The sequence below is a fragment of the Pseudomonas sp. IT-P260 genome, from assembly GCF_949768395.1.
GTDB lineage: Bacteria > Pseudomonadota > Gammaproteobacteria > Pseudomonadales > Pseudomonadaceae > Aquipseudomonas > Aquipseudomonas parakoreensis.
On record NZ_CATKPO010000022.1, the window covers coordinates 253938 to 279854 of the forward strand.

15 protein-coding genes are annotated in these 25917 nt (G+C 60.4%); 7 read left to right on the forward strand and 8 right to left on the reverse strand.

Annotation, left to right across the window (positions count from 1 at the left end; all coding sequences use genetic code 11):
- Position 1 precedes the first annotated feature (1 nt).
- From waaF to ACM6HV_RS11945, 3 genes are all read right to left on the reverse strand, one after another.
- Positions 2-1036, reverse strand: a complete 1035-nt coding sequence (waaF, locus tag ACM6HV_RS11935; RefSeq protein WP_222017048.1) for a lipopolysaccharide heptosyltransferase II — start codon at positions 1034-1036, stop codon at positions 2-4.
- Positions 1037-1346: 310 nt separating this feature from the next.
- On the reverse strand, positions 1347-4286 hold the full coding sequence (glnE, locus tag ACM6HV_RS11940; protein ID WP_414904272.1) for a bifunctional [glutamate--ammonia ligase]-adenylyl-L-tyrosine phosphorylase/[glutamate--ammonia-ligase] adenylyltransferase: 2940 nt from the start codon (positions 4284-4286) through the stop codon (positions 1347-1349).
- A complete protein-coding gene (locus ACM6HV_RS11945; protein ID WP_257012623.1) occupies positions 4283-4408 on the reverse strand; it encodes a hypothetical protein in 126 nt (41 codons plus the stop codon). The genes glnE and ACM6HV_RS11945 overlap by 4 nt, the downstream gene beginning before the upstream one ends.
- A 262-nt stretch (positions 4409-4670) precedes the next feature.
- Between ACM6HV_RS11945 and aceE the strand changes: the two genes are divergently transcribed.
- The 5 genes from aceE (at position 4671) to msrA (ending at position 14703) form a co-directional block, all read left to right on the forward strand.
- Positions 4671-7316, forward strand: a complete 2646-nt coding sequence (gene aceE / locus ACM6HV_RS11950; RefSeq protein WP_003220999.1) for a pyruvate dehydrogenase (acetyl-transferring), homodimeric type — start codon at positions 4671-4673, stop codon at positions 7314-7316.
- 11 nt (positions 7317-7327) lie between these two features.
- Positions 7328-9286 (forward strand): dihydrolipoyllysine-residue acetyltransferase, encoded by a 1959-nt coding sequence (aceF, locus tag ACM6HV_RS11955; RefSeq protein ID WP_414904273.1) that lies wholly within the window; start codon positions 7328-7330, stop codon positions 9284-9286.
- Positions 9287-9562: 276 nt separating this feature from the next.
- Entirely contained in the window at positions 9563-10960 is a 1398-nt protein-coding gene (locus ACM6HV_RS11960) for an alkaline phosphatase D family protein (protein WP_414904274.1), read from the forward strand.
- Positions 10961-11213: 253 nt separating this feature from the next.
- The gene (locus ACM6HV_RS11965; RefSeq protein WP_041065866.1) at positions 11214-13910 is read left to right on the forward strand and encodes a putative bifunctional diguanylate cyclase/phosphodiesterase; all 2697 of its coding nucleotides are present in this window, start codon (positions 11214-11216) and stop codon (positions 13908-13910) included.
- A gap of 127 nt (positions 13911-14037) precedes the next feature.
- Complete coding sequence (msrA, locus tag ACM6HV_RS11970) at positions 14038-14703, forward strand: peptide-methionine (S)-S-oxide reductase MsrA (RefSeq protein ID WP_145596038.1); 666 nt, start codon at positions 14038-14040, stop codon at positions 14701-14703.
- A gap of 129 nt (positions 14704-14832) precedes the next feature.
- Here msrA and ACM6HV_RS11975 read toward each other — a convergent pair whose 3' ends face one another.
- Positions 14833-15672, reverse strand: coding sequence for a 23S rRNA (adenine(2030)-N(6))-methyltransferase RlmJ (locus ACM6HV_RS11975; protein WP_414904275.1), 840 nt, complete (start codon positions 15670-15672; stop codon positions 14833-14835).
- 122 nt (positions 15673-15794) lie between these two features.
- Here ACM6HV_RS11975 and ACM6HV_RS11980 point away from each other — a divergent pair, with 122 nt between their 5' ends.
- Positions 15795-16208, forward strand: a complete 414-nt coding sequence (locus tag ACM6HV_RS11980) for a hypothetical protein (RefSeq protein ID WP_145596036.1) — start codon at positions 15795-15797, stop codon at positions 16206-16208.
- 66 nt (positions 16209-16274) lie between these two features.
- Here the strand turns inward: ACM6HV_RS11980 and ACM6HV_RS11985 are convergent, their stop codons facing one another.
- The 4 genes from ACM6HV_RS11985 to putP form a co-directional block, all read right to left on the reverse strand.
- On the reverse strand, positions 16275-16592 hold the full coding sequence (locus ACM6HV_RS11985; protein WP_145596034.1) for a hypothetical protein: 318 nt from the start codon (positions 16590-16592) through the stop codon (positions 16275-16277).
- A gap of 319 nt (positions 16593-16911) precedes the next feature.
- Entirely contained in the window at positions 16912-17628 is a 717-nt protein-coding gene (locus ACM6HV_RS11990; RefSeq protein ID WP_145596032.1) for a DUF4123 domain-containing protein, read from the reverse strand.
- On the reverse strand, positions 17609-19624 hold the full coding sequence (locus ACM6HV_RS11995; RefSeq protein ID WP_414904276.1) for a type VI secretion system tip protein VgrG: 2016 nt from the start codon (positions 19622-19624) through the stop codon (positions 17609-17611). The genes ACM6HV_RS11990 and ACM6HV_RS11995 overlap by 20 nt, the downstream gene beginning before the upstream one ends.
- A gap of 354 nt (positions 19625-19978) precedes the next feature.
- On the reverse strand, positions 19979-21463 hold the full coding sequence (gene putP, locus ACM6HV_RS12000; protein ID WP_086794202.1) for a sodium/proline symporter PutP: 1485 nt from the start codon (positions 21461-21463) through the stop codon (positions 19979-19981).
- 457 nt (positions 21464-21920) lie between these two features.
- Here putP and putA point away from each other — a divergent pair, with 457 nt between their 5' ends.
- On the forward strand, positions 21921-25874 hold the full coding sequence (gene putA, locus ACM6HV_RS12005; protein WP_414904277.1) for a trifunctional transcriptional regulator/proline dehydrogenase/L-glutamate gamma-semialdehyde dehydrogenase: 3954 nt from the start codon (positions 21921-21923) through the stop codon (positions 25872-25874).
- The last annotated feature ends 43 nt before the right edge of the window (positions 25875-25917 follow it).

Here is a 25917-nt window from a genome sequence, read left to right on the forward strand (position 1 = left end):
CTTAATGAACCTCGACCACAGTGCCCTGCAATTTCTGCAAGGCATCGTTGACCGCGTCCGGCATCAGCTGGCGCAGGCAGTTGTAATGGCCGAACCGGCAGGTACGGTCGAAGCACGGGCTGCAATCGAGACCCAGCCGAACGATTTCCACGTGCTCGGCCAGCGGCGGGGTGAAACCCGGCGACGTCGAGCCGTAGACCGCCACCAATGGACGGTTCAACGCCGCCGCCACGTGCATCAGGCCGGAGTCGTTGGACACCACCGAATCGGCACAGGACAGCAGGTCGATGGCCTCAGCCAGCGAGGTGCCGCCGCTGAGGTTGACCGATTCTTCACGCAGGCCGGGAATCAGCCGTGCGCGAATGTCTTCGCCTACCGCGTGGTCGTTTTTCGAGCCGAACAGCCACACCTGCCAGCCTTCGCGAATCCGCGCTTCGGCGACCTTGGCGTAATGCTCGGACGGCCAGCGCTTGGACTCGCCGAATTCGGCACCGGGGCACAGCGCCAACACCGGACGGTCGAGGGTCAGGCCGAACTTGGCCAGTGCCGCTTCGCGGGTCACCGGATCGATTTGCAGGCTCGGACGTGGATACGGTTTCGGCAGCTCGGCGTTCGGCTCGTAAGCCAGGGCCATGAAGCGCTCGATCATCAGCGGATAACGTTCTTTATCCAGCGTGCGCACGTCATTGAGCAGGCCGTAGCGGAATTCGCCGCGCCAGCCGGTGCGTTGCTTGATGCCAGCAAAAAAAGGCACCAGCGCCGACTTCAGCGAATTCGGCAGCAGGATCGCCTGATCGTACTGGCCGGCCAGGGATTTGCCGATGCGCCGACGCGTCGCCAGTTCCAGCGCGCCATGGCCGAGCGGAAAGCTCAAGGCCTTGCGCACTTCGGGCATGCGTTCAAGGATCGGCCGGCTCCACTCGGGGGCCAGCACGTCGATTTCGCATTGCGGGTGGCGCTGTTTGAGACACTGAAACAGTGTCTGCGCCATCACCATGTCACCGACCCAACTGGGCCCAACGATCAGAATATTCATGTGGTTTCCATAAACGAACCGGGGAGGCATTTACGCCTCCCCGCCTCGAGAATCACTGAGGGAGCGGCGCTGCTTGCGATGGGTCATTAACTTCAACATGACTGTCGACTGTCACTCCGCTATCGCGAGCAGGCTCGCTCCTACATGGTTTTGCATCTGTTCACATATCTGCGACTCACCGCAGATCACTGTGGGAGCGAGCCTGCTCGCGAAGGGGCCGAATCATTCAGCATTGATATTGACTGACACTCCGCATTCGCGAGCAGGCTCGCTCCCACCTTTTGAATCTCATTGCCTTCACTGGCGCGTTTCAGCTTAGCCCCAGCTCTTTCCAGATCCGCAATACCTGCCGGCGTTCCTCGACAAACTGGTCGCCTGCAATCACCCCGGCGTCCTTCTGCAAGGCCTGCCGGTGGGCGGCGGAGCGGTAAGCCTTATAGGCTTCGCGCAACAGGCTGGCGTCTTCGGCGGGCATCAGCCCTTCGTGTTCCAGCTCTTCCAGAATGCGGATGTTATCGGTCCAGCGCAGCAATGGCGGGTGGCTGTGCGACCACGCCAGGGCCGCGTATTGCACCATAAATTCAATATCGACGATACCTCCGGCGTCCTGCTTGAGGTCGAACGGCGCCGTGGCCTCGAAGGCATTAGCCGCCGTACCGGCTGCGGTGCCCTTGGTGCCGAGGTTGTCGCGCATCTTGGCGCGCATCTCGCTGACTTCCTGTTGCAATTTCGCCAGATCCCGCGCTTTGCCCAAAACCTGCGCGCGGACTTTCTCGAAGGCCTGGCCGACATCCTGACTGCCCACCAACACCCGCGCCCGCACCAGCGCCTGATGCTCCCACGTCCAGGCTTCATTTTCCTGATAGCGCTCGAAGGCACCGAGTGAACTGACCAACAGCCCCGACGCGCCGGACGGGCGCAAACGCATGTCCACTTCGTACAGCTGACCAGAGTTGGTCTGCGCCGTCAGCAAGTGAATGATCCTCTGCCCCAGCCGGGTGAAGAACTGCGCGCCATCAATTGGCTTCGGCCCATCGGTTTCCGCCTGCGGATCGCCGTCATGGATGAACACCAGATCCAGGTCCGAACCATGCCCCAGTTCCAGCCCGCCGACTTTCCCATAACCGACAATGATGAAGCCCGGATCGCACAAACTGCCATCGGTGCGCAGCGGCGTGCCGTACTTGGCCACGGTCTGGCGCCAGGCCAGCGCCAGCACTTGCTCGAGAATCGCTTCGGCCAGCCAGGTCAGGTAATCGCTGACTTTCATCAACGGCAGGCTGCCGGCGATTTCCGACGCGGCAACCCGCAAACGGTGCGCGAGTTTGAAGTGACGCAGCGCCTCCATCTGCTGTTCGAGGTCGTCTTCGGGAATCCGCGTCAGCCGTTCGCGCAGCTCGGCGGCCAGTTCCGGCGCCAGTGGCGGCTTGAACAGGCGACCTTCATTGAGCAACTCGTCGAGCAGCAATGGAAAACGGGTGATCTGCTCAGCAATCCACGGACTGGCCGCGCACAGCGTCAGCAAGCGCCGCAGGGCGCCGGGGTTTTCCGTCAGCAACACTAAATAAGCCGAACGTCGGGCCACGGCTTCGACCAGTGGCAGCACCCGTTCCAGCACCAGATCCGGGTTGTCATGCTCCACCGCCTGGGCCAGCAGGCGCGGGATAAACGCATCAAGACGCTCGCGACCCAGCCGCTGCATCGCGCGCAATTGCGGACTGCCGCGCAGGCTCGCCAGCGCTTTCAGGGCCTTGGTCGCATCGGCGAAACCGCCCTCTTCGAGCTGCCGGCAAGCGGCCTCTTCATCCTGCGCCTCTTCCCACAGCGGCAACCACTCACCGCCCACCACCACTTCGCAGTCGGCGCCCTCTTCTTCATCGGGATCGGCGATCACCTGCGCAAAGTGCCAGGCCACCCGACCACGCCAGAACATCAGCTTTTCGTGGAAGGCATGCCAATCGGCGAAACCAAGCATGAACGCGATCCGCGCCTGATCCTGAGCGCCGTCCGGCAACATCTGGGTCTGGCGATCGGCAATCGCCTGGATCGCATGCTCGGTGTAACGCAAAAATTCATAGCCTTCGCGCAATTCACTGATCACTGCCGGCGGCAGATAGCCTTGCCCTTCCAGCGTGCTCAATACCTTTAATAGAGGACGCTGCTGCAGACTCAGGTCGCGCCCGCCGTGGATTAACTGGAAAGCCTGGGCGATGAACTCGACTTCGCGGATGCCGCCGGAACCCAGCTTGATGTTGTCGGCCATGCCCTTGCGCCGCACTTCTTGCTGGATCAACTGCTTCATGGTGCGCAGCGCTTCGATCGCCGAGAAATCCAGATAACGCCGATAGACGAAGGGGCGCAGCATGTCGAGCAACTGCGCGCCAGCAGTCTGATCGCCGGCCACCACCCGCGCCTTGATCATCGCGTAGCGTTCCCAGTCGCGGCCCTGATCCTGGTAATACTGCTCCAGCGCATTGAAGCTCAGCACCAGCGCGCCGGACGAACCGTACGGGCGCAGGCGCATGTCGACGCGGAACACGAAGCCGTCGACGGTCATCGGGTCGAGGGCCTTGATCAGGCGCTGACCGAGGCGAATGAAGAATTCCTGATTATCCAGCGCGCGTTTCACGCCGACGGTTTCGCCGCCCTCGGGGTAGGCAAAGATCAGGTCGATGTCCGACGACAGGTTCAGCTCCACCGCGCCGAGCTTGCCCATGCCGAGGATGACCATCTGCTGCGGCAGACCGCTGCGCCGACCGGTCGGCGTGCCGAACTGCTGGCAATGGCGGCTGTACAGCCATTGATAAGCCTGATCGATGGTGGCGTCGGCCATGTCTGAAAGATCGCGGCAGGTCTGTACCAGATCGGCCTGGCGGTTCAAGTCACGCCAGATGATCCGCACTTGATGGCGTGCGCGCTGGCGGCGCAGGACGCGCCCGAGTTCGTCTTCGCTTTGCGCGGTGTTCACGGCGGCGGCAATCTGCGCGCACAATTCACCCGGTGCGAACGGCCGGTCGAGTTCGCCGGACTGCACCAGTGACAACAACATCAAAGGGTCACGAACGCTCTGTTCAATAACGAAATCGCTGCCGGCACTGACGCGGGCGAATTGCGCCCAGCGTTCCGGGGTCCAGTTGGAGAAGCCGTGATCGTCTTCCAGCGCGGCGACGGCCGTACGGAACGACTGCTCGGATCGAGTGACCAACGGCAGGAGAATGGCGGGGAGTTCGGCAAGCACGGGCAGGGTCATGGTCTATCCTTGATCGGCGTGTAAATGGCCGCTTGTAGTGTTTGATGAAAACCCGCTACGTGAAGGACTGTCGAACAAAAGTTAGAAATAGCTGAAATTTCTTCTTCTTTGGCATCCAGCATCAAACTTTCACCTTTTTCGGATGGTAATCGACCAACCTTAACGATTATTCTCACAACGCAGTCGGAGGCCACAAGCCTTTCCTCTGTAGTTTTACTACTCGTCTATACAGGCGAAAGGCTGAAATGCTCAAAGATTTGTAGTAAAACTACACGCCGCCGGAACAACCTGTCGGCAATCCAAGAATTTTAAATCGTCTGCCCACAAGGCCAGTCGCAAACTCAGGCAACCGATTCTGGAAGCCTTTCCGCCCTGGAGCAAGCCATGCAAGACCTCGATCCCGTCGAAACCCAGGAATGGCTGGACGCCCTGGAATCGGTTCTCGACAAAGAAGGCGAAGACCGTGCTCACTATCTGATGACCCGTATGGGTGAACTGGCGACCCGCAGCGGTTCGCAGCTCCCTTACGCGATCACCACGCCTTACCGCAACACCATCCCGGTAACCCACGAAGCACGCATGCCTGGCGACCTGTTCATGGAACGCCGCATTCGCTCGCTGGTGCGCTGGAACGCGATGGCCATGGTAATGCGTACGAACCTGAAAGATTCTGACCTGGGTGGTCACATCTCCAGCTTCGCTTCCAGCGCGACCCTGTATGACATCGGCTTCAACTACTTCTTCCAGGCCCCGACCGACGAACACGGCGGCGACCTGATCTACTTCCAGGGCCACACCTCGCCAGGCGTTTACGCCCGTGCGTTCATGGAAGGCCGCATCACCGAAGACCAGATGAACAACTTCCGCCAGGAAGTCGACGGTCAGGGCCTGTCGTCCTATCCGCACCCTTGGCTGATGCCTGACTTCTGGCAGTTCCCGACCGTATCCATGGGTCTGGGTCCGATCCAGGCGATCTACCAGGCACGCTTCATGAAGTACCTGGAACACCGCGGTTTCATCCAGCCGGGCAAACAGAAAGTCTGGTGCTTCCTGGGCGACGGCGAGTGCGACGAGCCGGAATCCCTGGGCGCGATCTCCCTGGCCGGCCGCGAGAAGCTGGACAACCTGATCTTCGTCATCAACTGCAACCTGCAGCGCCTCGACGGCCCGGTTCGCGGTAACGGCAAGATCATCCAGGAACTCGAAGGCGTGTTCCGCGGTGCACAGTGGAACGTGACCAAAGTCATCTGGGGCCGTTTCTGGGATCCACTGCTGGCCAAGGACGTCGACGGCATCCTGCAACGTCGCATGGACGAAGTCATCGACGGCGAGTACCAGAACTACAAAGCCAAAGACGGCGCGTTCGTTCGCGAGCACTTCTTCAACACGCCTGAACTCAAGGCGATGGTTGCCGACCTGTCCGACGACGAGATCTGGAAACTCAACCGTGGCGGCCACGACCCGTACAAGGTCTACGCGGCGTACCACGAAGCGGTCAACCACAAAGAACAACCTACCGTCATCCTGGCCAAGACCATCAAGGGTTATGGCACCGGTGCCGGCGAAGCGAAAAACACCGCGCACAACACCAAGAAAGTCGACGTCGACAGCCTGAAGCTGTTCCGCGACCGCTTCGACATCCCGGTCAAGGACGAAGAGCTGGAGAACCTGCCGTTCTTCAAGCCAGAGCCAAACAGCGCCGAAGCCCGCTACCTGAGCGAGCGCCGTGCCGCACTGGGCGGTTTCGTACCGCAGCGCCGCGCGCAGAGCTTCAGCGTACCGACCCCGGACCTGGACACCCTGAAAGCCATCCTCGATGGTTCGGGCGACCGTGAAATTTCCACCACCATGGCCTTCGTGCGGATCCTCGCGCAACTGGTCAAGGACAAGGAAATCGGCCCGCGCATCGTGCCGATCATCCCGGACGAAGCCCGTACCTTCGGTATGGAAGGCATGTTCCGTCAGTTGGGCATCTACTCCTCCGTCGGCCAGCTCTACGAGCCAGTCGATAAAGACCAGGTGATGTTCTACAAGGAAGACCAGAAAGGTCAGATCCTTGAAGAAGGCATCAACGAAGCAGGCGCCATGAGCTCCTTCATCGCTGCCGGTACTTCGTACTCCAGCCACAACCAGCCGATGCTGCCGTTCTACATCTTCTACTCGATGTTCGGCTTCCAGCGTATCGGTGACCTGGCGTGGGCCGCTGGCGACAGCCGTACCCGTGGCTTCCTGATCGGCGGCACCGCCGGCCGTACCACCCTGAACGGTGAAGGCCTGCAGCACGAAGACGGTCACAGCCACCTGCTGGCCGCGACCATCCCGAACTGCCGCACCTACGATCCGACCTACGGCTACGAGCTGGCGGTGATCATTCAGGACGGCATGAAGAAGATGACCGAAGAACAACAGGACATCTTCTACTACATCACCGTGATGAACGAGTCGTACCAGCAGCCAGCCATGCCGGCCGGTGCCGAAGAAGGCATCAAGAAAGGCATGTACCTGCTCGAAGAAGACACCCGCGATGCAGCGCATCACGTGCAACTGATGGGCTCCGGTACCATCCTGCGTGAAGTGCGTGAAGCGGCGAAGATTCTGCGTGAAGAGTTCAACATCGGCGCCGACGTATGGAGCGTCACCAGCTTCAACGAACTGCGTCGCGACGGCCTGGCCGTAGAGCGCAGCAACCGTCTGAAGCCTGGCCAGAAGCCCAAGCAGAGCTACGTTGAAGAGTGCCTGAGCGGCCGTAAGGGTCCGGTGATCGCCTCTACCGACTACATGAAACTGTTCGCCGAGCAGATCCGTCAGTGGGTACCGTCCAAGGAATTCAAAGTCCTGGGCACCGACGGTTTCGGCCGCAGCGACAGCCGCAAGAAACTGCGTCATTTCTTCGAAGTCGACCGTCATTTCGTGGTGTTGGCAGCCCTGGAAGCACTGGCTGACCGTGGTGATATCGAACCTAAAGTGGTGGCCGAGGCCATCGTCAAGTTCGGCATCGACCCGGAAAAACGCAACCCACTGGACTGCTGAGGAGACATTTTGTGAGCGAACTCATTCGCGTACCTGACATCGGCAGCGGTGAAGGTGAAGTAATTGAACTGTTTGTAAAGGTCGGCGACCGTATCGAAGCCGACCAGAGCATCCTGACGCTGGAATCGGACAAGGCCAGCATGGAAGTGCCGGCTCCGAAAGCCGGCGTCATCAAGAGCCTGAAAGTGAAGCTGGGCGACCGCCTGAAAGAAGGCGACGAACTGCTTGAGCTGGAAGTCGAGGGCGCCGCGCAAGCGGCACCTGCGCCTGCTGCTGCACCGGCCAAAGCCGAAGAAAAACCGGCTGCTGCCGCTCCTGCTGCTGCCGCGCCAGCCGCTGCCCCTGCTGCCGCTTCGGTGCAGCAAGTGCACGTGCCGGACATCGGTTCGTCGGGTAAGGCCCAGATCATCGAGATCCAGGTCAAGGTTGGCGACAAGGTCGAGGCTGATCAATCTTTGATCACTCTCGAATCCGACAAGGCGAGCATGGAAATCCCGTCGCCTGCCGCGGGCGTGGTCAAGGCCATCAGCGTCAAGCTCAACGACGAAGTCGGCACTGGCGACCTGATTCTGGATCTGGAAGTGGCGGGTGCTGCGTCCCCGGCTGCGGCCGCTCCGGCTCAGGCTGCTGCGCCGGCCGCTGCCGCTGCGCCTGCTCCGGCTGCCGCTCCAGCCGCCCCGGTCGCCGACAGCGTTCAGGACATCCACGTTCCGGACATCGGTTCGGCCGGCAAGGCCAAGATCATCGAAGTGCTGGTCAAGGCTGGCGACAGCGTTGAAGCCGACCAGTCGCTGATCACCCTCGAATCCGACAAGGCGAGCATGGAAATCCCGTCGCCTGCCGCGGGCGTGGTGGAAAGCGTTTCGATCAAGCTGGACGACGAAGTCGGCACCGGCGATCTGATCCTCAAGCTGAAAGTCAAAGGTGCGGCCCCGGCTGCTGCCCCGGCTCCAGCTGCCGCTGCGCCAAGCGCTCCGGCACCGGCCGCTGCTGCTCCGGCTGCCGCTGCCCCTGCTGCTGCCGCTCCGGTTGCTGCGCCGGCCAAGCCTGGTGCCAAAGTTCACGCCGGCCCGGCCGTGCGTCAACTGGCCCGTGAGTTCGGCGTCGAGCTGAGCGCTGTTGGCGCCAGCGGTCCGCACGGTCGCATCCTCAAGGAAGACGTGCAGGTTTACGTCAAGGCGATGATGCAGAAGGCCAAGGAAGCGCCAGCTGCTGGCGGCGCAACCGGCGGCGCGGGCATCCCGCCGATCCCGGTGGTGGACTTCAGCCGCTTCGGCGAAATCGAAGAAGTGCCGATGACCCGTCTGATGCAGGTCGGCGCGGCCAACCTGCACCGCAGCTGGCTGAACGTGCCGCACGTGACGCAATTCGACTCGGCGGACATCACCGAGCTGGAAGCCTTCCGTGTTGCGCAGAAAGCCGTCGCGGAGAAGGCCGGCGTCAAGCTGACCATCCTGCCGCTGCTGCTCAAGACCTGCGCGCACCTGCTCAAGGAACTGCCGGACTTCAACAGTTCGCTGGCACCAAGCGGCAAGGCGATCATTCGCAAGAAGTACGTCAACATCGGTTTCGCGGTCGACACCCCGGATGGCCTGCTGGTGCCGGTCATCAAGAACGTCGACCAGAAGAGCCTGCTGCAACTGGCCGCAGAAGCTGCTTCGCTGGCTGAAAAAGCCCGTACCAAGAAGCTCTCTTCGGACGAGATGCAAGGCGCCTGCTTCACCATTTCCAGCCTCGGTCACATTGGCGGCACCGGTTTCACGCCGATCGTCAACGCGCCGGAAGTGGCGATCCTCGGTGTTTCCAAGGCAACCATCCAGCCAGTCTGGGACGGCAAAGCCTTCCAGCCGAAACTGATGCTGCCACTGTCGCTGTCCTACGATCACCGTGTGATCAACGGCGCCGCTGCTGCACGCTTCACCCAGCGTCTGGGCAGCCTGCTGGGCGACATCCGCACCATCCTGCTGTAAAGCGGTTCGGCCCTCCGGCAACGGAGGGCCGACTGCGTTCCACGTTTTCGAGCGCCACACGCTCGTACCTCAACCCCGTCAGTTTGACGGGGCTTTTTTTTGCCCTGAGAAAAGTGCAGCGGCTCTTCCTACAAGTTGGGTTTACTTGAACTACGACTGCAGTCGAATTCGTCTCGATATTTTTCATCGACAGGCAACTAATCTCTGCCCTCGGATTAAATAACGATTTTCCTGCGTTATTTATAAAAAACGAAACTTACTCGAACGGACTCGAATATGTTCAAGCCAACTATTGGCCCGATTATCGGCCACACGACAACTCATCACGCGCATATATTCATGCGCGCCGACAAGCAAGGCAACGCACCGGTATTTTCCGCCATTCGCTATCGGAAGTCTGGAACACAACAGTGGTCAGCTAGTACTTTCGCCGAACCCAGTGCGCTGCGCGACATGACCGAAGTGTTCACCCTCAACAACTTGAGCAGTGACACCGAATATGAATACCAGACCGGCTGGTTCAGCCCGATGAATCCGGTCCATACAATGGACAGTGTCGCCGAACTGCCGCTGCAGTGGCCGCGGGAAATCTATCGATTGCGTACCCGCTCAAGCAATGCCCTGCAGCCAAAGGCCTATATCGTCGGCTCTTGCCGCTATTTGCGCATGACGGCGGGGCTGCCGGTGCTGCCCCATCTGGGTGACCGGATCTTTGCCTCCATCAATCAATTGATCGAAGGTGCGCAGCCGCCGATCAGTGCCACCCTGATGACGGGTGATCAGATTTATGTCGACGACCTTAATCTGTTTGCACCTGATCGTGAATATAAGGACATCCTCAGCAAGTACCGTGCGGCCTTCTCTCAGCCGAACATTCAGCGTTTGATGTCCGGCACGTCGACTTACATGATCCTGGATGATCACGAAATCGAAGACAATTGGCCAGCGAATGCCGAACAATCAGATCAAGTGCTATATCGCAACGCCATGGCCGCCTATGAAATCTATCAAGTCAGCCACAGCCCGGCGCATGAACTTACAACTAACGAAAAGGTGAATCGGGCAAAACTCGAGCACTACTGGTATCAATTCAGTGACGGTGATATCGAATGGTTTGTGACCGACAGCCGCACCCGCCGCAACCTGTCAGCCGATGATCGCCGCATACTTGATGAGGCGCAGGAACAGGCATTGATCGCATGGCTGATCAATAGTCCAGCGCGGGTGAAATTCGTCGTGACCAGCGTAATGTTCTACCCGGATCGCCAACTGCTGGGCGACGACGCCTGGAAAGCTTTCCCGGAGCAGCGCCTGCGCCTGCTGGAAACCATCCGCACCCGACGCATCAGGAATGTCGTGTTTGTCTCGGGCGATGTGCATGGCTCGCTGACCTCGCGCCTGACGCATAGTGAAGACCCGGATTTCGAAGTCCACACCATCGTTTCCTCGCCGCTGTGCAACAGCAAGCTGTTGCCCTATGCCAAGGCGTCAACGTTCATCCTCGATCGACCGCTGGCGCGCACGGCGACGGGTGATTATCAGCATGAGTTGACCAGCCCGGTCATCAGCGAAGACAACTTCGCCCATGTAGTCGTCGAGACTGATCAGATTCTGGTCAATTACCATGATCGTGATGGCAAGAAGCTGCAATTGATCAGCCTGAAATTACGTTGAAATCTTGAAAGATCGCAGCCTTCTGCAGCTCTTGCATTGGCATGCATCCCCTGTAGGAGCTGCCGCAGACTGCGATCTTTCGCTCTTTTCAACCACCTACTGGAGAAATGCTCTGAGCGGCCGACACATTCTTATAGCACTTGGCCTTCATCTCTCTTGTCAGTCGGTGCCGCAATGATGCAACCTTGCCGCAGGCAACAGTAAAGAGGGCGCGAGCCCGGCGCGTTCAGCATATTTCCAAGCGAGTTCCTTCATGAAGAGCCAACCCGATGCCGCCAGCCGTATGGCGGCCGAGGTAGTGACGCAGTTGCCTGTGCCCTCGCGGCTCGGCATGCTGCGTTTCGAGCGCTTGAATGAAGCCAGTTGGGCGATGCTGTTTCTCGATCCCAACTGCGAACGCCAGTTCGGCCAGCCGGCAGTCGAGCTCTGTGCACTGGTCGGTTCACCGTATGCCAGTCTGATGGAGCCGGAAGCGCGCTATCAGTTGCACGACGCGATCCAGCAGCAACTGCGCGACAGCCCGCATTATCTGGTGCGTTACACCTTGCACACCGCCGCCGGCGTGTTGAGCATCCTCGAGCTCGGCGAAGCTTATAAGCAGCACAATCGGCACTTGCTGCGCGGTTATTTGCTGGCGGTCGATGATGTCTTCGACGAAGCGCCCGCGTTGCCCTCGGTCGACCTCGAAACCCAGAACTCGCGCCTGCAGATCGCTCTCGAACTCAACCAGCGCGCCCAGCAAGAACAACTGCAGCACCTTGATCGGGTGCGCGCCCAGCAGGATCTGATTCTGCTGCTCGCCCGCCAGCGCTACAGCAGCCACAACTCGCTGCAGGAAGCCGCCGAACTGATCACCCGCTGCGCCTGCGACATCTATGAAATCGACTGCGCCAGCCTGTGGAACCTCGAAGGCAATCTGCTGGTGCCAATTTCCGCGTATCACCGCGCAACGCAGGAATACCTCCTGCCGGAGGTGATCGACATCAGCGGCTTCCCCGACTACATGGAAGCGCTGCACGGCAGCCGCGCCATCGACGCGCACAATGCGATGCGCGACCCGCGCACCCGCGAGATGGCTGAGGCCCTGCGCCCGCGCGACGTCAACGCGATGCTCGACGCCAGCATCCGCGTCGACGGCCAAGTGGTCGGCGTGCTCTGTCTGGAGCAGACTGGCGTGACCCGCGCCTGGCAGTCCGATGAAATCGCCTTTGCCGGTGAGCTGGCGGATCAATTCGCCCAAGTCATCAACAACCACAACCGCCGCACCGCCACCAGCGCCCTGCACCTGTTCCAGCGCGCAGTGGAGCAAAGCGCCAACGCCTTTCTGCTGGTCAATTGCGACGGCGTGGTCGAGTACGTCAACCCGAGTTTCACCGCGATCACCCAGTACTCCACCGAGGAAGTCCACGGCCAGCGCCTGTCGGAACTGCCGGCCTTGGAAAACCTCAGCGAGCTGCTGTTTGACGCGCCGTCGGCGCTGGCCAAGAGCAACAGCTGGCAGGGCGAATTCAAAAGCCGGCGCAAGAACCTCGAACCGTACTGGGGCCAGTTGTCGATCTCCAAGGTGTATGGCGACAACCGCGAACTGACGCACTACATCGGCATCTACGAAGACATCACCCAGACCAAACTGGCGCAGCAGCGCATCGAGCGTCTGGCGTACACCGACAATCTGACCAACCTCGGCAACCGTCCGGCGTTTATCCGCAATCTGGACGAGCGCTTCGCCCGCGATAGCGATACGCCGATCAGCCTGCTGCTGGTGGACATCGACAACTTCAAGCGGATCAACGACAGCCTCGGTCACCAGACCGGTGACAAGTTGTTGATCAGCCTCGCCCGGCGCCTGCGCAACAGCCTCAGCCCGAGCGGCAGCCTCGCGCGGTTCGCCAGTAACGAGTTCGCCGTACTGCTCGACGACACGGATCTCGCCACCGGCCAGCAGATCGCCAACCAGTTGCTGGCGACCCTCGACAAACCGATGTTCGTCGACAACCAGTTGATCAGCGTCACCGGCTCCGTGGGCCTGGCCTGCGCGCCTCTGCACGGACGCGATCCGCAAACCCTGATGCGCAACGCCGGCCTCGCGCTGCACAAGGCCAAGGCCAACGGCAAACACCAGGTGCAAGTCTTCACCGAGGCGCTGAATGCCGAGGCCAGCTACAAGCTGTTCGTCGAGAACAACCTGCGCCGCGCCCTGACCCAGAACGAGCTGGACGTGTTCTACCAGCCCAAGCTTTGCCTGCGCAGCGGTCGCCTGCTGGGCATGGAAGCACTGCTGCGCTGGAACCACCCGGAGCGCGGAATGATCCGCCCGGATCAGTTCATCAGCGTTGCCGAAGAAACCGGCCTGATCATTCCGATCGGCAAGTGGATTGCCCGCCAGGCCTGCCGCATGAGCAAAGCGCTGACCGCCGCGGGCATGGGCAACCTGCAAGTGGCGATCAACCTGTCACCCAAGCAATTCTCCGATCCCGACCTGGTCGCGTCCATCGCCAACATCCTCAAGGAAGAAGCGCTGCCGGCCAGTCTGCTCGAACTGGAGCTGACCGAAGGCCTGCTGCTGGAAGCCACCGAAGATACGCACTTGCAGCTCGATCAGCTCAAGCGCCTGGGCCTGACCCTGGCCATGGACGACTTCGGTACCGGTTACTCGTCGCTCAGTTACCTGAAGAAATTCCCGATCGACATCATCAAGATCGATCGCAGCTTCATCCACGAAATCCCCGACAACCAGGACGACATGGAAATCACCTCCGCGGTGATCGCCATGGCGCACAACCTGAAGCTCAAGGTCGTGGCCGAAGGCATCGAGACCGCCGAGCAGCTGGCGTTCCTGCGTCGCCACCGTTGCGACGTCGGCCAGGGCTACCTGTTCGACCGGCCGATCCCCGGCGGCGAGCTGATTCAGGCGCTCAAGCGCTACCCGCGCGGCCCGCTCTGCCTGTAGCCCTCGCCGCCCTTTCATGTAGGAGCAGCCTGCGGCAGCTCCTACATTGAATAGTGCGAAATCCGGCATCATTCGGCACACTGGCGGTCTGATTTTTTACATCCCATCCTGACTGAGAGGAACGATCATGGTTCTGCGCTCGGAAATTCTGGTGAACAAAAACGTGCTACCGACCAAAGACCAAGCTCTACCCGGCCGCGAAACCGCGATGGCCCTGCCTGAAAAGCATTTCGTCTTCGAAGAAACCCCGTTGCTCGGCCCGTTTTTCCAGGACGTCGACTTCGCGATCTTCGGTCTGGGTTGCTTCTGGGGCGCGGAGCGCCGTTTCTGGCAGCGCGAAGGCGTGGTCAGCACCGTGGTCGGTTACGCTGGCGGCTACACGCCGAACCCGACTTACGAAGAAGTGTGCTCGGGCCTGACCGGCCACGCCGAAGTGGTGCTGGTGGTGTATGACAAAGCCAAGGTCAGCTACGAAGAGCTGCTGGCGATGTTCTGGGAACTGCATAACCCGACTCAAGGCATGCGTCAGGGCAATGACATCGGCACTCAATACCGCTCGGTGATCTACGCGACCTCGCCAGAGCAACTGGACGCGGCGCTGAAGAGCAAAGCGGTGTATCAGGCTGAACTGTCGAAGGCAGGCCTGGGCGAAATCAGCACCGAAATCGAACAGGCGCCGACCGTGTATTTCGCCGAGGCCTATCACCAGCAATACCTGGCGAAAAACCCTGAAGGTTATTGCGGGATCGGCGGCACCGGCGTGTGCATGCCACCGAGCCTGGCGGGTAACTGACCCTTAAAAGCAAAAGATCGCAGCCTTCGGCAGCGCCTGCAGAAAATCAGTGATCGTCCGCACATTGGTGGACGACACTAAATCCTGTAGGAGCTGCCGCAGGCTGCGATCTTTTGATCTTGCCGTTGATCAGCTCTCGGCAATCAACCAATCCATCTGCCATCCACCCTGAGTCTGCCCAAGCTTCTTCGACAACCACGGCAACAACTCGCGCAATTCTTCTTCCAGCCCCCACGGCGGATTGGCAATCGCCATGCCGGAGCCGTTCAGGCTGTTCGGCGTGTCCAGCGGATGCACCAGCAGTTCCACGCGCAGCAACTTCGGCGCGCCGGTACCGGCCAGATCCTGATAGAAACGGCGCAACGCACGCTGATCCTTTACCGGATACCAGATTGCCGCCACGGTCTGGCGCATCCGGCCAATCGCTTCTTTCAGCGACGCCGCACACTTTTGCATCTCGTCGAGCTGTTCGAACGGCGGATCAATCAACATCACCGCGCGTTTCTCCTGCACCGGCAGCATCGCCCGCGCCACATGCCAGCCCTCGCCTAGATGCACCTTGACCCGACGATCGCCGGCCATGTTCTCCTTGAGCTGCACGCCGTCTTCCGGGTGCTTCTCATTGAGCATCACCCGATCCTGCGGCCGGGTCAGACGCCGCGCCAACTCCGGCGAGCCCGGGTAGTAGCGCAACTGGCCATCCGGGTTCATCTCGTGCAGCACCTTCATGTAGTCGGCGATCAGCGCCGGCAGATCCGGCTGATCCCACAACCGCGCGATGCCTTCCAGGTACTCGCCGGTACGGTTGGCCTGATCGCCCCGCAGGTCATACAGACCGATACCGGCGTGCGTATCGAGATAGGCAAACGGCTGTTCCTTGCGCGACATCAGGGCGATGAGGCGGGTCAAGGTCAGGTGTTTGAACACATCGGCGTGATTGCCGGCATGGAAGGCGTGACGATAATTCATGGCTGCTCCTGCGAGGGCCGTGAAGTTTACCTTTTACCGGGCGGCAAGTCAGGGGTTGGGGGCTGAGTGGGTGGTCCAGGCGTTACACTGGCCGCAACCACCTGACAGGAAGTCTGAAAATCATGTACCGCCGGATCATTGCCCTCCTGTGTCTGCCGGGCTCATTACACGCCTTCGCTGGCGAAGAACACACCGAACAAGCACGCCAGAATCTAAAGAACTACGGTTTGAGCCACTGCATCCTGGCGCAATTCAAAGAACAGTCTGCACTGGAAAAGGACATCAAACTGTCCGCCGGAGCCTACTCGTTCATGGGCAAAGGCCTGCACACCGTTGTTCAGAATGAGGACACGCTGCAAGTCGTACATGATCCGTACAGGGAAACCGAAGACTACATACTGACTGCTTACGACCAGACACCCTCGGCCAGCCAGCACTCGAATCGGAAAGTTGTGTTTTACGCGTGCCTTGAGGTTTACAACTCCCAGGCTTTCGACAGCTTCATCAAGACCCAAGACGCCTACATCTCGGAATGACCACCAAACGATAGAGCGGGCGATCCTTTGAGTTCGCTGTTTTGGCCAGGGAGTTTGCAGGGACTGTCAGGCCTGCGTGCGTAGGCGCTTGCCAATCACATCCAACACATCACAGCCATCACGCAACGGAATCACGCAGAGCTGGGCGAAGTCGCTGAGGATGACCGAGTCGCACTCGACCGAGCCGCGCATGCACATGTTTTCCAGAACCTGAATCACGGCGCGGATGCGGTAGTTGGCGGCGTCCATCAGGATGTCGAGCGGGGCGTGCGTATCGATGAACAGGGTGGGCATGTCGTTGCAGTTGCTGGTCAGCGCCATGAGGCGGTTTGTGGGGTGGGGGATAAAGGGTTCGTAGGGTGGATCGGGTTTCAATGTTGGCACTGGAATGACTCCTAACGTATTGGGTGGTGCCGCCAACTCTCACTTCCACGCATTAGGTGGCGGCTGTACGCAGGTGTGGAAGACCGGGACGTTAGGCACCCGGCGCACTCGAAAGCGCCCCGCGCACAGCCACCAAAAACTCAAACGACAAAAACGTCTGACTGGTGCAGCTTGACGCGCCTAACGATAAAAGGGCTTCCACGCCCTGTCACCGAATTTGCGGTGACAGCCAAAAGACTATCCCCGCATCTCCGCGCCCACCAGTTCACGCAAACCGCCGCAACTCGCAGGAAACGTCCGAAGCCTTTGCCCGGAAATTTCACTCTGACTCGTCCCGCAAGTAGTCCAGCAACGCCGAAGCCGACGATTCGTCCGACGCCGAAACTGCAAAAAACCTGACGACCTTGCAGCGCAAGACATCGGCAGGGAATGCTTCGAACAACGCTGGTTGCTCCTCGCTCAACCACTGCAAGGCGTTGTTGATCCGGGCATCATCGCCGAATTGCGCCAGCAGCTTTTCCGGCACCGACCACCAAGGAAACTCCCGCCCCGAGACCCGCGCCCTGCCCCCGATCTCGACGGCCTGACCGTTGATCAAGCCTCGCGTGAGGACCGGCAGCAACTGCCCGGCTTCCACCCCTGACGACTCAAGGATCGGCAACAAATACCGCCCATCCCAAAACCGGAAGAACACGGCTTTCCCGTCCGGCATCAGCACCTGGGTCAAACTGCGAAAGTGCTCGACCACCGCTTCAAGTTTCGCCGGAGAAACCGTTAGCCAGCCCCAATCGCCAGACTCTGTGGCCGCCACCCAATCCAGAAACTCACTGCCCTTTTCGACGATTCCCACGTAGGGCATCACCGCATCCCACGCGGCATAAATCGTTTCCGCCCAGACCGGTGTCGGCATCTGCGCATTCGAAGGCCAGGCCTTCAGTGGCTCTGCCGCGCTGGCGCTACTGAAAACCGCGAACAACTGCTCCGAAGATTTCAGCGGCTCATCCTTCAACCATTGATCAGGCTGCACAGACACCATCCTTGCAGCGTTCACACTCTTCGCAGAACGGCGCGTCTCCCTTAAAGCTCATGATTTGCGCGGCAGTCAGGATCGCGGCAGGCGCTGCCGCCAGTTTTTCCGGCAACCCCGGCACACCGGGTGCCGCGCTCATTGCCGCCATCGGCGCGCCACCGACCTGAATCGGCACGCTACTGAAGATGCCGCCGGGCCCGATGTTGATCCACTGCCCACCGGCCTGAATCGTGGCGCTCGCGCCGCCGTCGATCACCACTTGCTGCCCGGCACTGACGTGGATTTGAGCGCTGGCGCTGGTGGCCTGGTTGCTCACCCGAATATGTCGATCGCCGACCACCGTCAGGTGATCGTCCTGTTTGACTTCGATCTGGCGCTGGCCGTGGGTGATGCGTTGTTCGTCGGCCTTCAACTCATGTTTGGCGGTGCCGGTGACGACGATGCTGCGCTGGTTGTCGACCTGCACCTGCTGGTCGTGCAGTACATGCTGGGTCCAGTTGCGCTGGGCGCGCAGGTAGATTTCTTCGGCGCCCTTTTTGTCCTCGATGCGCAGCTCGTTGTAACCACCGCCACCCGGGCTGCTGTGGCTGCGGAAGATGCTGCGGGTCTTGTCCGCCGGGAGGTCCAGCGGTACCGGGGTCGCGGCATTCGGCAGGCACCCCATCACCAACGGTTTGTCGGCATCGGCGTCGATGAAACCGACCAGCACTTCCATGCCGACTCGCGGGATCAGCACGCTGCCGTAGTGGTCATGTGCCCAACCGGTTGCCACACGCAGCCAGCAACTGGAATGCTCGTTGAGCTCGCCGTCGCGATCCCAGGCCAGTTGCACCTTGACCCGACCGTACTCGTCGCAGTGGATTTCCGCGTCGTGCGGCCCGGTGACGACGGCAGGTTGATAGCCAAGCATCCGTGGCTTTTCCGGGCCGAGGGCCGGGCGGAAGAATACGTCCCACGGCGTAGCAAGAAAGGTATTACGGTAACCCTGGAATGTTTCCCCATCGCTGGTGACCGATTCCTCCAGCACCTGCGGCTGTCGCCCACGGTGTTCGATGGCGGTGAGCAGCCACAGGTCATTCCAGTCCCGGCGCGGGTGTTCGGTCAGTTGCAGGAAATGTCCGCACACCAGTGCAGATACGTCGCTGATGCCTTCGGCCTGACGGTAATCGGCGACATGTCGCTCAAGCGTGCGCTGCGCCAGATGCTTGCCGGTCTCGCGATCGTTGAACTGGCCGGGAAAACGATAATCCTCCAGCACCGGGCGCTGCTCGCTGTCGCTGCGGCTTTGCAGTTGCAAGTGCGGTTTTTCAAAGTTGTAGTCGCGCCGGGTGACGACGCTGGTGCGGGTTTCGACCCGGACATTGAAACGCTGGATGGCGGGTGCACCAGCCGACATGCCGCTCCCCGGCAAATACAGCGTCGGCTCGGCCAGGCGCGGGAACACCGTTTGATCGTCGCCGAACACAAGTAGATGCCCATCGGGGCTGTGCTGAAAATGGAAATGAATGCCGACTTCGGCACACAGCCGTTGGATGAACGCCAGATCGCTCTCGGCGTACTGCACGCAATATTCGCGCACCGGGTAATCACTGCCGAGACGAAACTCGAAGGCGTCGCGCAGGATCGCGTGGTCTTTGAGGATCCGCGTCACGATCTGCGGCACCGTCTGATGCTGAAAAATCCGCTGGTTGATGCGATGCCCGAGGTACGTCAGACGCGGTACCAGGCTCAGGTGATAGCGCGTCAGACGTTTCCCGGAATCACCCTGCCCGACTCGATAAATCTGACCATGGACACCGGAACCTTCTGCATCGAAGCTCAGAAACGCCTGACGATGCAGCAGGCTCTCGAGGTCCAGATCGGGCCGTTCACTGACCAGTTCCAGCTCGAAACGAAAGGGTTGGCTGATGGCTTCCTTGCCCGTGAACTCAAGGACTTTGAGATCAAATTGGGCGCCTTCAAGGGTCAACGTGAAACGCGGTTGATTGGCAGGCGCGAACATCCGATGTGTCTCTGCAGATTGAGGGCGGGCGATTCTGCATGAGGGGCAAGGGGTGTTGGACGGGTGACGGGAAAATCAGATTTGCCCTACTTTTTCTGGCGAAAAAGCCTTCGGATATTGGCGCAATCGACTACAGACAACTCTCTCAAAATCACCACCGAACAACTGTGGGAGCGAGCCTGCTCGCGAATGCGGCATGTCAGTCGACACATTCATTGAATGATCAATCGCATTCGCGAGCAGGCTCGCTCCCACATTGGATCTCCACAGGATTCGAGAAATCACGGGCATAAAAAAACAGCCCGCCTCCTTGTAGGAAACGGGCCGTTTTTCTGTGAGCCGAAGCTCAGTGCATCACTTGTTCAGGTGGAAATCTTTTTCCGCCGCTTCGAAGCGCTGCACCATGCCTTTGGTTGGCTCGCCCATTTTGCTGACGATGTAGATCGCCAGGCTGGCGAAGATGAAGCCCGGGATGATTTCGTACAGACCCATCACCTCGAAATGCTTCCACACCACCACGGTGATGGCGCCGACCAGGATGCCGGCCAGTGCGCCGTTGCGGGTCATGTCTTTCCAGATCACCGAGATCAGCACCACTGGACCGAACGCGGCACCGAAACCGGCCCAGGCGTAGGACACCAGGCCCAGTACGCGGTTTTCCGGGTTGGCGGCCATGGCGATAGCGATCAGTGCCACCAGCAACACCATCGCGCGGCCGACCCAGACCAGTTCCACCTGGGAGGCGGATTTGCGCAGGAAGGTTTTGTAGAAGTCTTCAGTCAGGGCGCTCGAGCACACCAGCAGCTGGCAACTCAGGGTGCTCATGACCGCGGCGAGAATCGCCGACAACAGGACACCGGCGACCCACGGGTTGAAGAGGATTTTCGCCAGTTCGATGAACACCCGCTCGTGGTTCTCGGTCACCGGACCGGCCACTTCCGGGTGCGCCGAGAAGTAAGCGATGCCGAAGAAGCCCACGGCGACGGTGCCGCCCAGGCACAGGATCATCCAGGTCATGGAGATGCGACGGGCGTTGGCAATCGACTTCACCGAGTCAGCGGCCATGAAACGCGCGAGGATGTGCGGCTGACCGAAGTAACCCAGACCCCAGCCCATCAGCGAGATGATGCCGATGAAGGTGGTGCCCTTGAGCATGTCGAAGTTGCTTGGGTCCTGGGCTTCGATGGCGAGGAACGTGGTATCGACGCCACCGGTGGCCAGCAGCACGATGATCGGCGTCAGCAGCAGGGCGAAGATCATCAGCGTGGCTTGTACGGTGTCAGTCCAGCTTACCGCGAGGAAACCGCCGACGAAGGTGTAGGCAATCGTCGCCGCGGCACCGGCCCACAGCGCCGTCTCGTAGGACATGCCGAAGGTGCTTTCGAACAGACGGGCACCGGCCACAATGCCGGAAGCGCAGTAAATGGTGAAGAACACCAGAATCACCACCGCCGAGATGATGCGCAGCAGGCCGCTTTTGTCTTCGAAACGGCTGGAGAAGTAGTCCGGCAGGGTCAAGGCATCACCGTTGTGCTCGGTCTGCACGCGCAGACGGCCGGCGACGAACAGCCAGTTCAGGTAGGCGCCGACGATCAGACCGATGGCGATCCAGCTTTCGGACAGACCAGACATGTAGATGGCACCTGGCAGGCCCATCAACAACCAGCCGCTCATGTCGGAAGCACCGGCGGACAATGCCGTCACCACGCTGCCGAGGCTGCGGCCGCCAAGAATGTAGTCAGAAAGGTTGTTAGTGGAGCGATAGGCCATGAAGCCGATCAGCACCATTGCTGCGATGTAGATCACGAACGTGATCAGTGTTGGATTGCTTACGCTCATTAAGTTACGCCCTGGCTTTGTTTTTATGTAGCAGCGGTGATCAATCGCACACAAACGACGATGTTTGGCAGACGAATCGGGATCCCGCGCATTTAGGACTGATGTTTCCCCAGGAAAGCCACCAGCCGATGCACCGGGTATTCCCGGTTGCACCTTGGGCGCGAATGCTATGCAACAAAGTAAAAAAGGTGCAACCAGTTTCTGGCGATTAAGTTGCACCTAGTCGGATATACCGATAAATACGCCGTTTTTGCTCCTTTTTAGCGCAGTCACGGCGCTCCGCTAGAAGTAAAAGCACCAAGCAGGAGCGGCACTTCAGTACCAGAAAATAATTCCTGACGAAGCGTTTATTTTTCCGACAAAAAAAGGGTTGCACCCGGTTGCACCTCTTTCGGCGCACGGCTAATCTTGCCGCCAGCTGATGCCACGCAACTGTGGCAACCATGAGGATAAAAATATGGCTACCACCACCCTTGGGGTCAAACTCGATGACCCGACCCGCGAGCGCCTGAAGGCTGCCGCGACCTCGATTGATCGCACACCGCACTGGCTGATCAAGCAGGCAATTTTCAATTACCTGGAAAAACTCGAGGGTGGTGCAACCCTGACCGAGCTGAACGGTTTGACCGCCAAGGACAGCGACGACGCCGGTGAAGTCCACACCGATCACGCGCACCAATGCTTCCTCGAATTCGCTGAAAGCATCCTGCCGCAATCGGTACTGCGCGCCTCGATCACTGCCGCCTACCGCCGCCCTGAGCCGGAAGTGGTGCCGATGCTGATCGAGCAGGCGCGCCTGCCGGCTCCGATGGCCGAAGCCACCAACAAACTCGCCGCGACCATCGCGGAAAAACTGCGTAACCAGAAAAGTGCCGGCGGTCGTGCAGGCATTGTTCAGGGCCTGCTGCAGGAATTTTCCCTTTCGTCCCAGGAAGGCGTGGCACTGATGTGCCTGGCCGAAGCGCTGCTGCGCATCCCGGACAAAGGCACTCGCGATGCACTGATCCGCGACAAGATCAGCACTGGCAACTGGCAGCCGCACCTGGGCAACAGCCCGTCGTTGTTTGTCAACGCGGCGACCTGGGGTCTGCTGCTGACCGGTAAACTGGTGTCGACCCACAACGAAGCCGGCCTGACTTCGTCACTGAGCCGGATCATCGGCAAGAGCGGCGAGCCGATGATCCGCAAGGGCGTCGACATGGCCATGCGTCTGATGGGCGAGCAGTTCGTCACCGGCGAAACCATCGCCGAAGCACTGGCCAACGCGAGCAAGTTCGAAGCCAAGGGCTTCCGCTATTCCTACGACATGCTCGGTGAAGCGGCACTCACCGAACACGACGCGCAGAAGTACCTGGCATCGTACGAGCAAGCCATTCATTCGATCGGCAAAGCCTCCCACGGCCGTGGGATTTATGAAGGCCCGGGCATTTCCATCAAGCTCTCGGCCCTGCACCCGCGCTACAGCCGTGCGCAGTACGAGCGCGTGATGGATGAGCTGTACCCGCGCCTGCTGTCGCTGACCCTGTTGGCCAAGCAATACGACATCGGCCTGAACATCGACGCCGAAGAAGCCGACCGCCTGGAACTGTCGCTGGATCTGCTCGAGCGCCTGTGCTTCGAACCGCAACTGACCGGCTGGAACGGCATCGGTTTCGTGATTCAGGCTTACCAGAAGCGTTGCCCGTACGTGATCGACTACGTGATCGACCTGGCCCGCCGCAGCCGTCATCGCCTGATGATCCGTCTGGTGAAAGGCGCGTACTGGGACAGCGAAATCAAGCGCGCCCAGGTCGAAGGCCTGGAAGGCTATCCGGTCTACACCCGCAAGGTGTACACCGACGTTTCCTACATCGCTTGCGCGCGCAAACTGCTGTCGGTGCCGGAAGTCATCTACCCGCAGTTCGCCACGCACAACGCCCACACCCTGTCGGCCATTTATCACATTGCCGGTCAGAACTATTACCCGGGCCAGTACGAATTCCAGTGCCTGCACGGCATGGGCGAACCGCTCTACGAGCAGGTTGTCGGCAAAGTGTCCGAAGGCAAGTTGAACCGTCCATGCCGCGTGTATGCACCGGTCGGTACTCACGAAACCCTGCTGGCGTACCTCGTGCGTCGTCTGCTGGAAAACGGCGCCAACACCTCGTTCGTCAACCGCATCGCCGACCAGTCGATTTCGATTCAGGAACTGGTGGCCGATCCGGTGGCACAGATCGAGCAGATGGCGACTGTGGAAGGTGGTTTCGGCCTGCCGCACCCGCGCATTCCGCTGCCGCGTGACCTGTACGGCGCCGAGCGCGCCAACTCCGCCGGCATCGACATGGCCAACGAACATCGTCTGGCCTCGCTGTCCTGCGCCCTGCTCGCCACTGCGCACAACAACTGGAAAGCCGCGCCAATGCTCGGTTGCACTTCCAGCAACGAAGCCCCGGCGCCAGTGCTGAACCCGGCGGATCACCGTGATGTGGTCGGTCACGTGCAGGAAGCTACCGTCGAAGACGTCGACAACGCGATCCAGTGCGCGCTGAATGCTGCGCCCATCTGGCAGGCCACCCCGCCAGCCGAGCGCGCGGCGATTCTGGAGCGTGCCGCCGACCTGATGGAAGGCGAGATCCAGCCACTGATGGGCCTGTTGGCCCGTGAAGCCGGCAAGACCTTCGCCAACGCCATCGCCGAAGTGCGTGAAGCGGTCGACTTCCTGCGTTACTACGCGGTGCAGGCGCGCAACGATTTCAGCAATGACGCCCACCGCCCACTGGGCCCGGTGGTGTGCATCAGCCCGTGGAACTTCCCGCTGGCCATCTTCAGCGGTCAGGTCGCTGCCGCACTGGCGGCCGGCAACCCGGTACTGGCCAAACCGGCCGAGCAGACGCCGCTGGTCGCCGCGCAAGCCGTGCGTTTGCTGCTGGAAGCCGGGATTCCCGAAGGCGTGCTGCAACTGCTGCCGGGTCGCGGTGAAACCGTCGGTGCCGGTCTGGTCGGTGATGAGCGCGTCAAAGGCGTGATGTTCACCGGTTCCACCGAAGTCGCGCGTCTGCTGCAGCGCAATATCGCCGGTCGCCTCGACAATCAGGGTCGTCCGATTCCGCTGATCGCTGAAACCGGCGGGCAGAACGCGATGATCGTCGACTCTTCGGCACTGACCGAACAAGTGGTGATCGACGTGGTGTCCTCGGCCTTCGACAGCGCCGGTCAGCGTTGCTCGGCCCTGCGCGTGCTGTGCCTGCAGGAAGATTCCGCCGACCGCGTCATCGAAATGCTCAAAGGCGCAATGGCTGAAAGCCGTCTCGGTAACCCTGAGCGCCTGTCCGTGGACATTGGCCCGGTGATTGACGCCGAAGCCAAGGCCGGTATCGACAAGCACATCCAGGCCATGCGCGACAAAGGTCGCAGCGTGTACCAGGTGGCTATCGCCGACAGTGAAGAAGTCAAACGCGGCACCTTCGTCATGCCGACCCTGATCGAACTGGAAAGCTTCGACGAGTTGCAACGCGAGATTTTCGGCCCGGTGCTGCACGTGGTGCGCTACAAGCGCAAGGACATCGACCAGTTGATCGGCCAGATCAATGCCTCCGGTTATGGCCTGACCCTCGGCGTGCACACCCGTATCGACGAGACCATCGCCAAGGTGATCGACAACGTCAACGCCGGTAACGTCTACGTCAACCGCAACATCGTCGGTGCCGTGGTCGGCGTGCAGCCGTTCGGCGGCGAAGGCCTGTCGGGTACGGGCCCGAAAGCCGGTGGTCCGCTGTACCTCTATCGTCTGCTGTCGACGCGTCCTACGGACGCCATCGAACAATCCTTCGCTCGCGGTGATGCGCTCGTCGCCCCGGACGTGCGTCTGCGTGAGGCCATGAGCAAACCGCTGAACGCTTTCAAGGCCTGGGCCGAGAGCAACCAATACGCCGAACTGAGCACCCTGTGCGTGCAATACGCCGCGCAGTCGCAAAGCGGTATCACCCGCGTGCTGGCCGGCCCGACCGGCGAGAAAAACAGCTACGCGATCCTGCCGCGTGAACACGTGCTGTGCCTGGCGGACGTCGAAGGCGATCTGCTGACCCAACTGGCGGCGGTATTGGCGGTCGGCGGTTCGGCGGTATGGCCGGAATCCGACATCAGCAAGGCCTTGTTCGCACGCCTGCCGAAGGACGTTCAGGCGCGGATCAAACGGGTTGCCGACTGGCACAAGGATGAAGTGGTGTTTGATGCCGTGCTGCATCACGGTCATTCCGACCAGTTGCGTGGCGTCTGCCAGCAGATTGCCAAGCGTGCCGGTGCGATCGTGGGCGTTCAGGGCCTGTCCCAGGGCGAGACCAACATCGCGCTGGAGCGCCTGGTGATCGAGCGCGCGTTGAGCGTCAACACGGCGGCGGCGGGTGGTAATGCCAGCCTGATGACTATCGGTTAAACCGATTAACCGGGCAGCCGCAATGGCTACCCGTTACGCAATA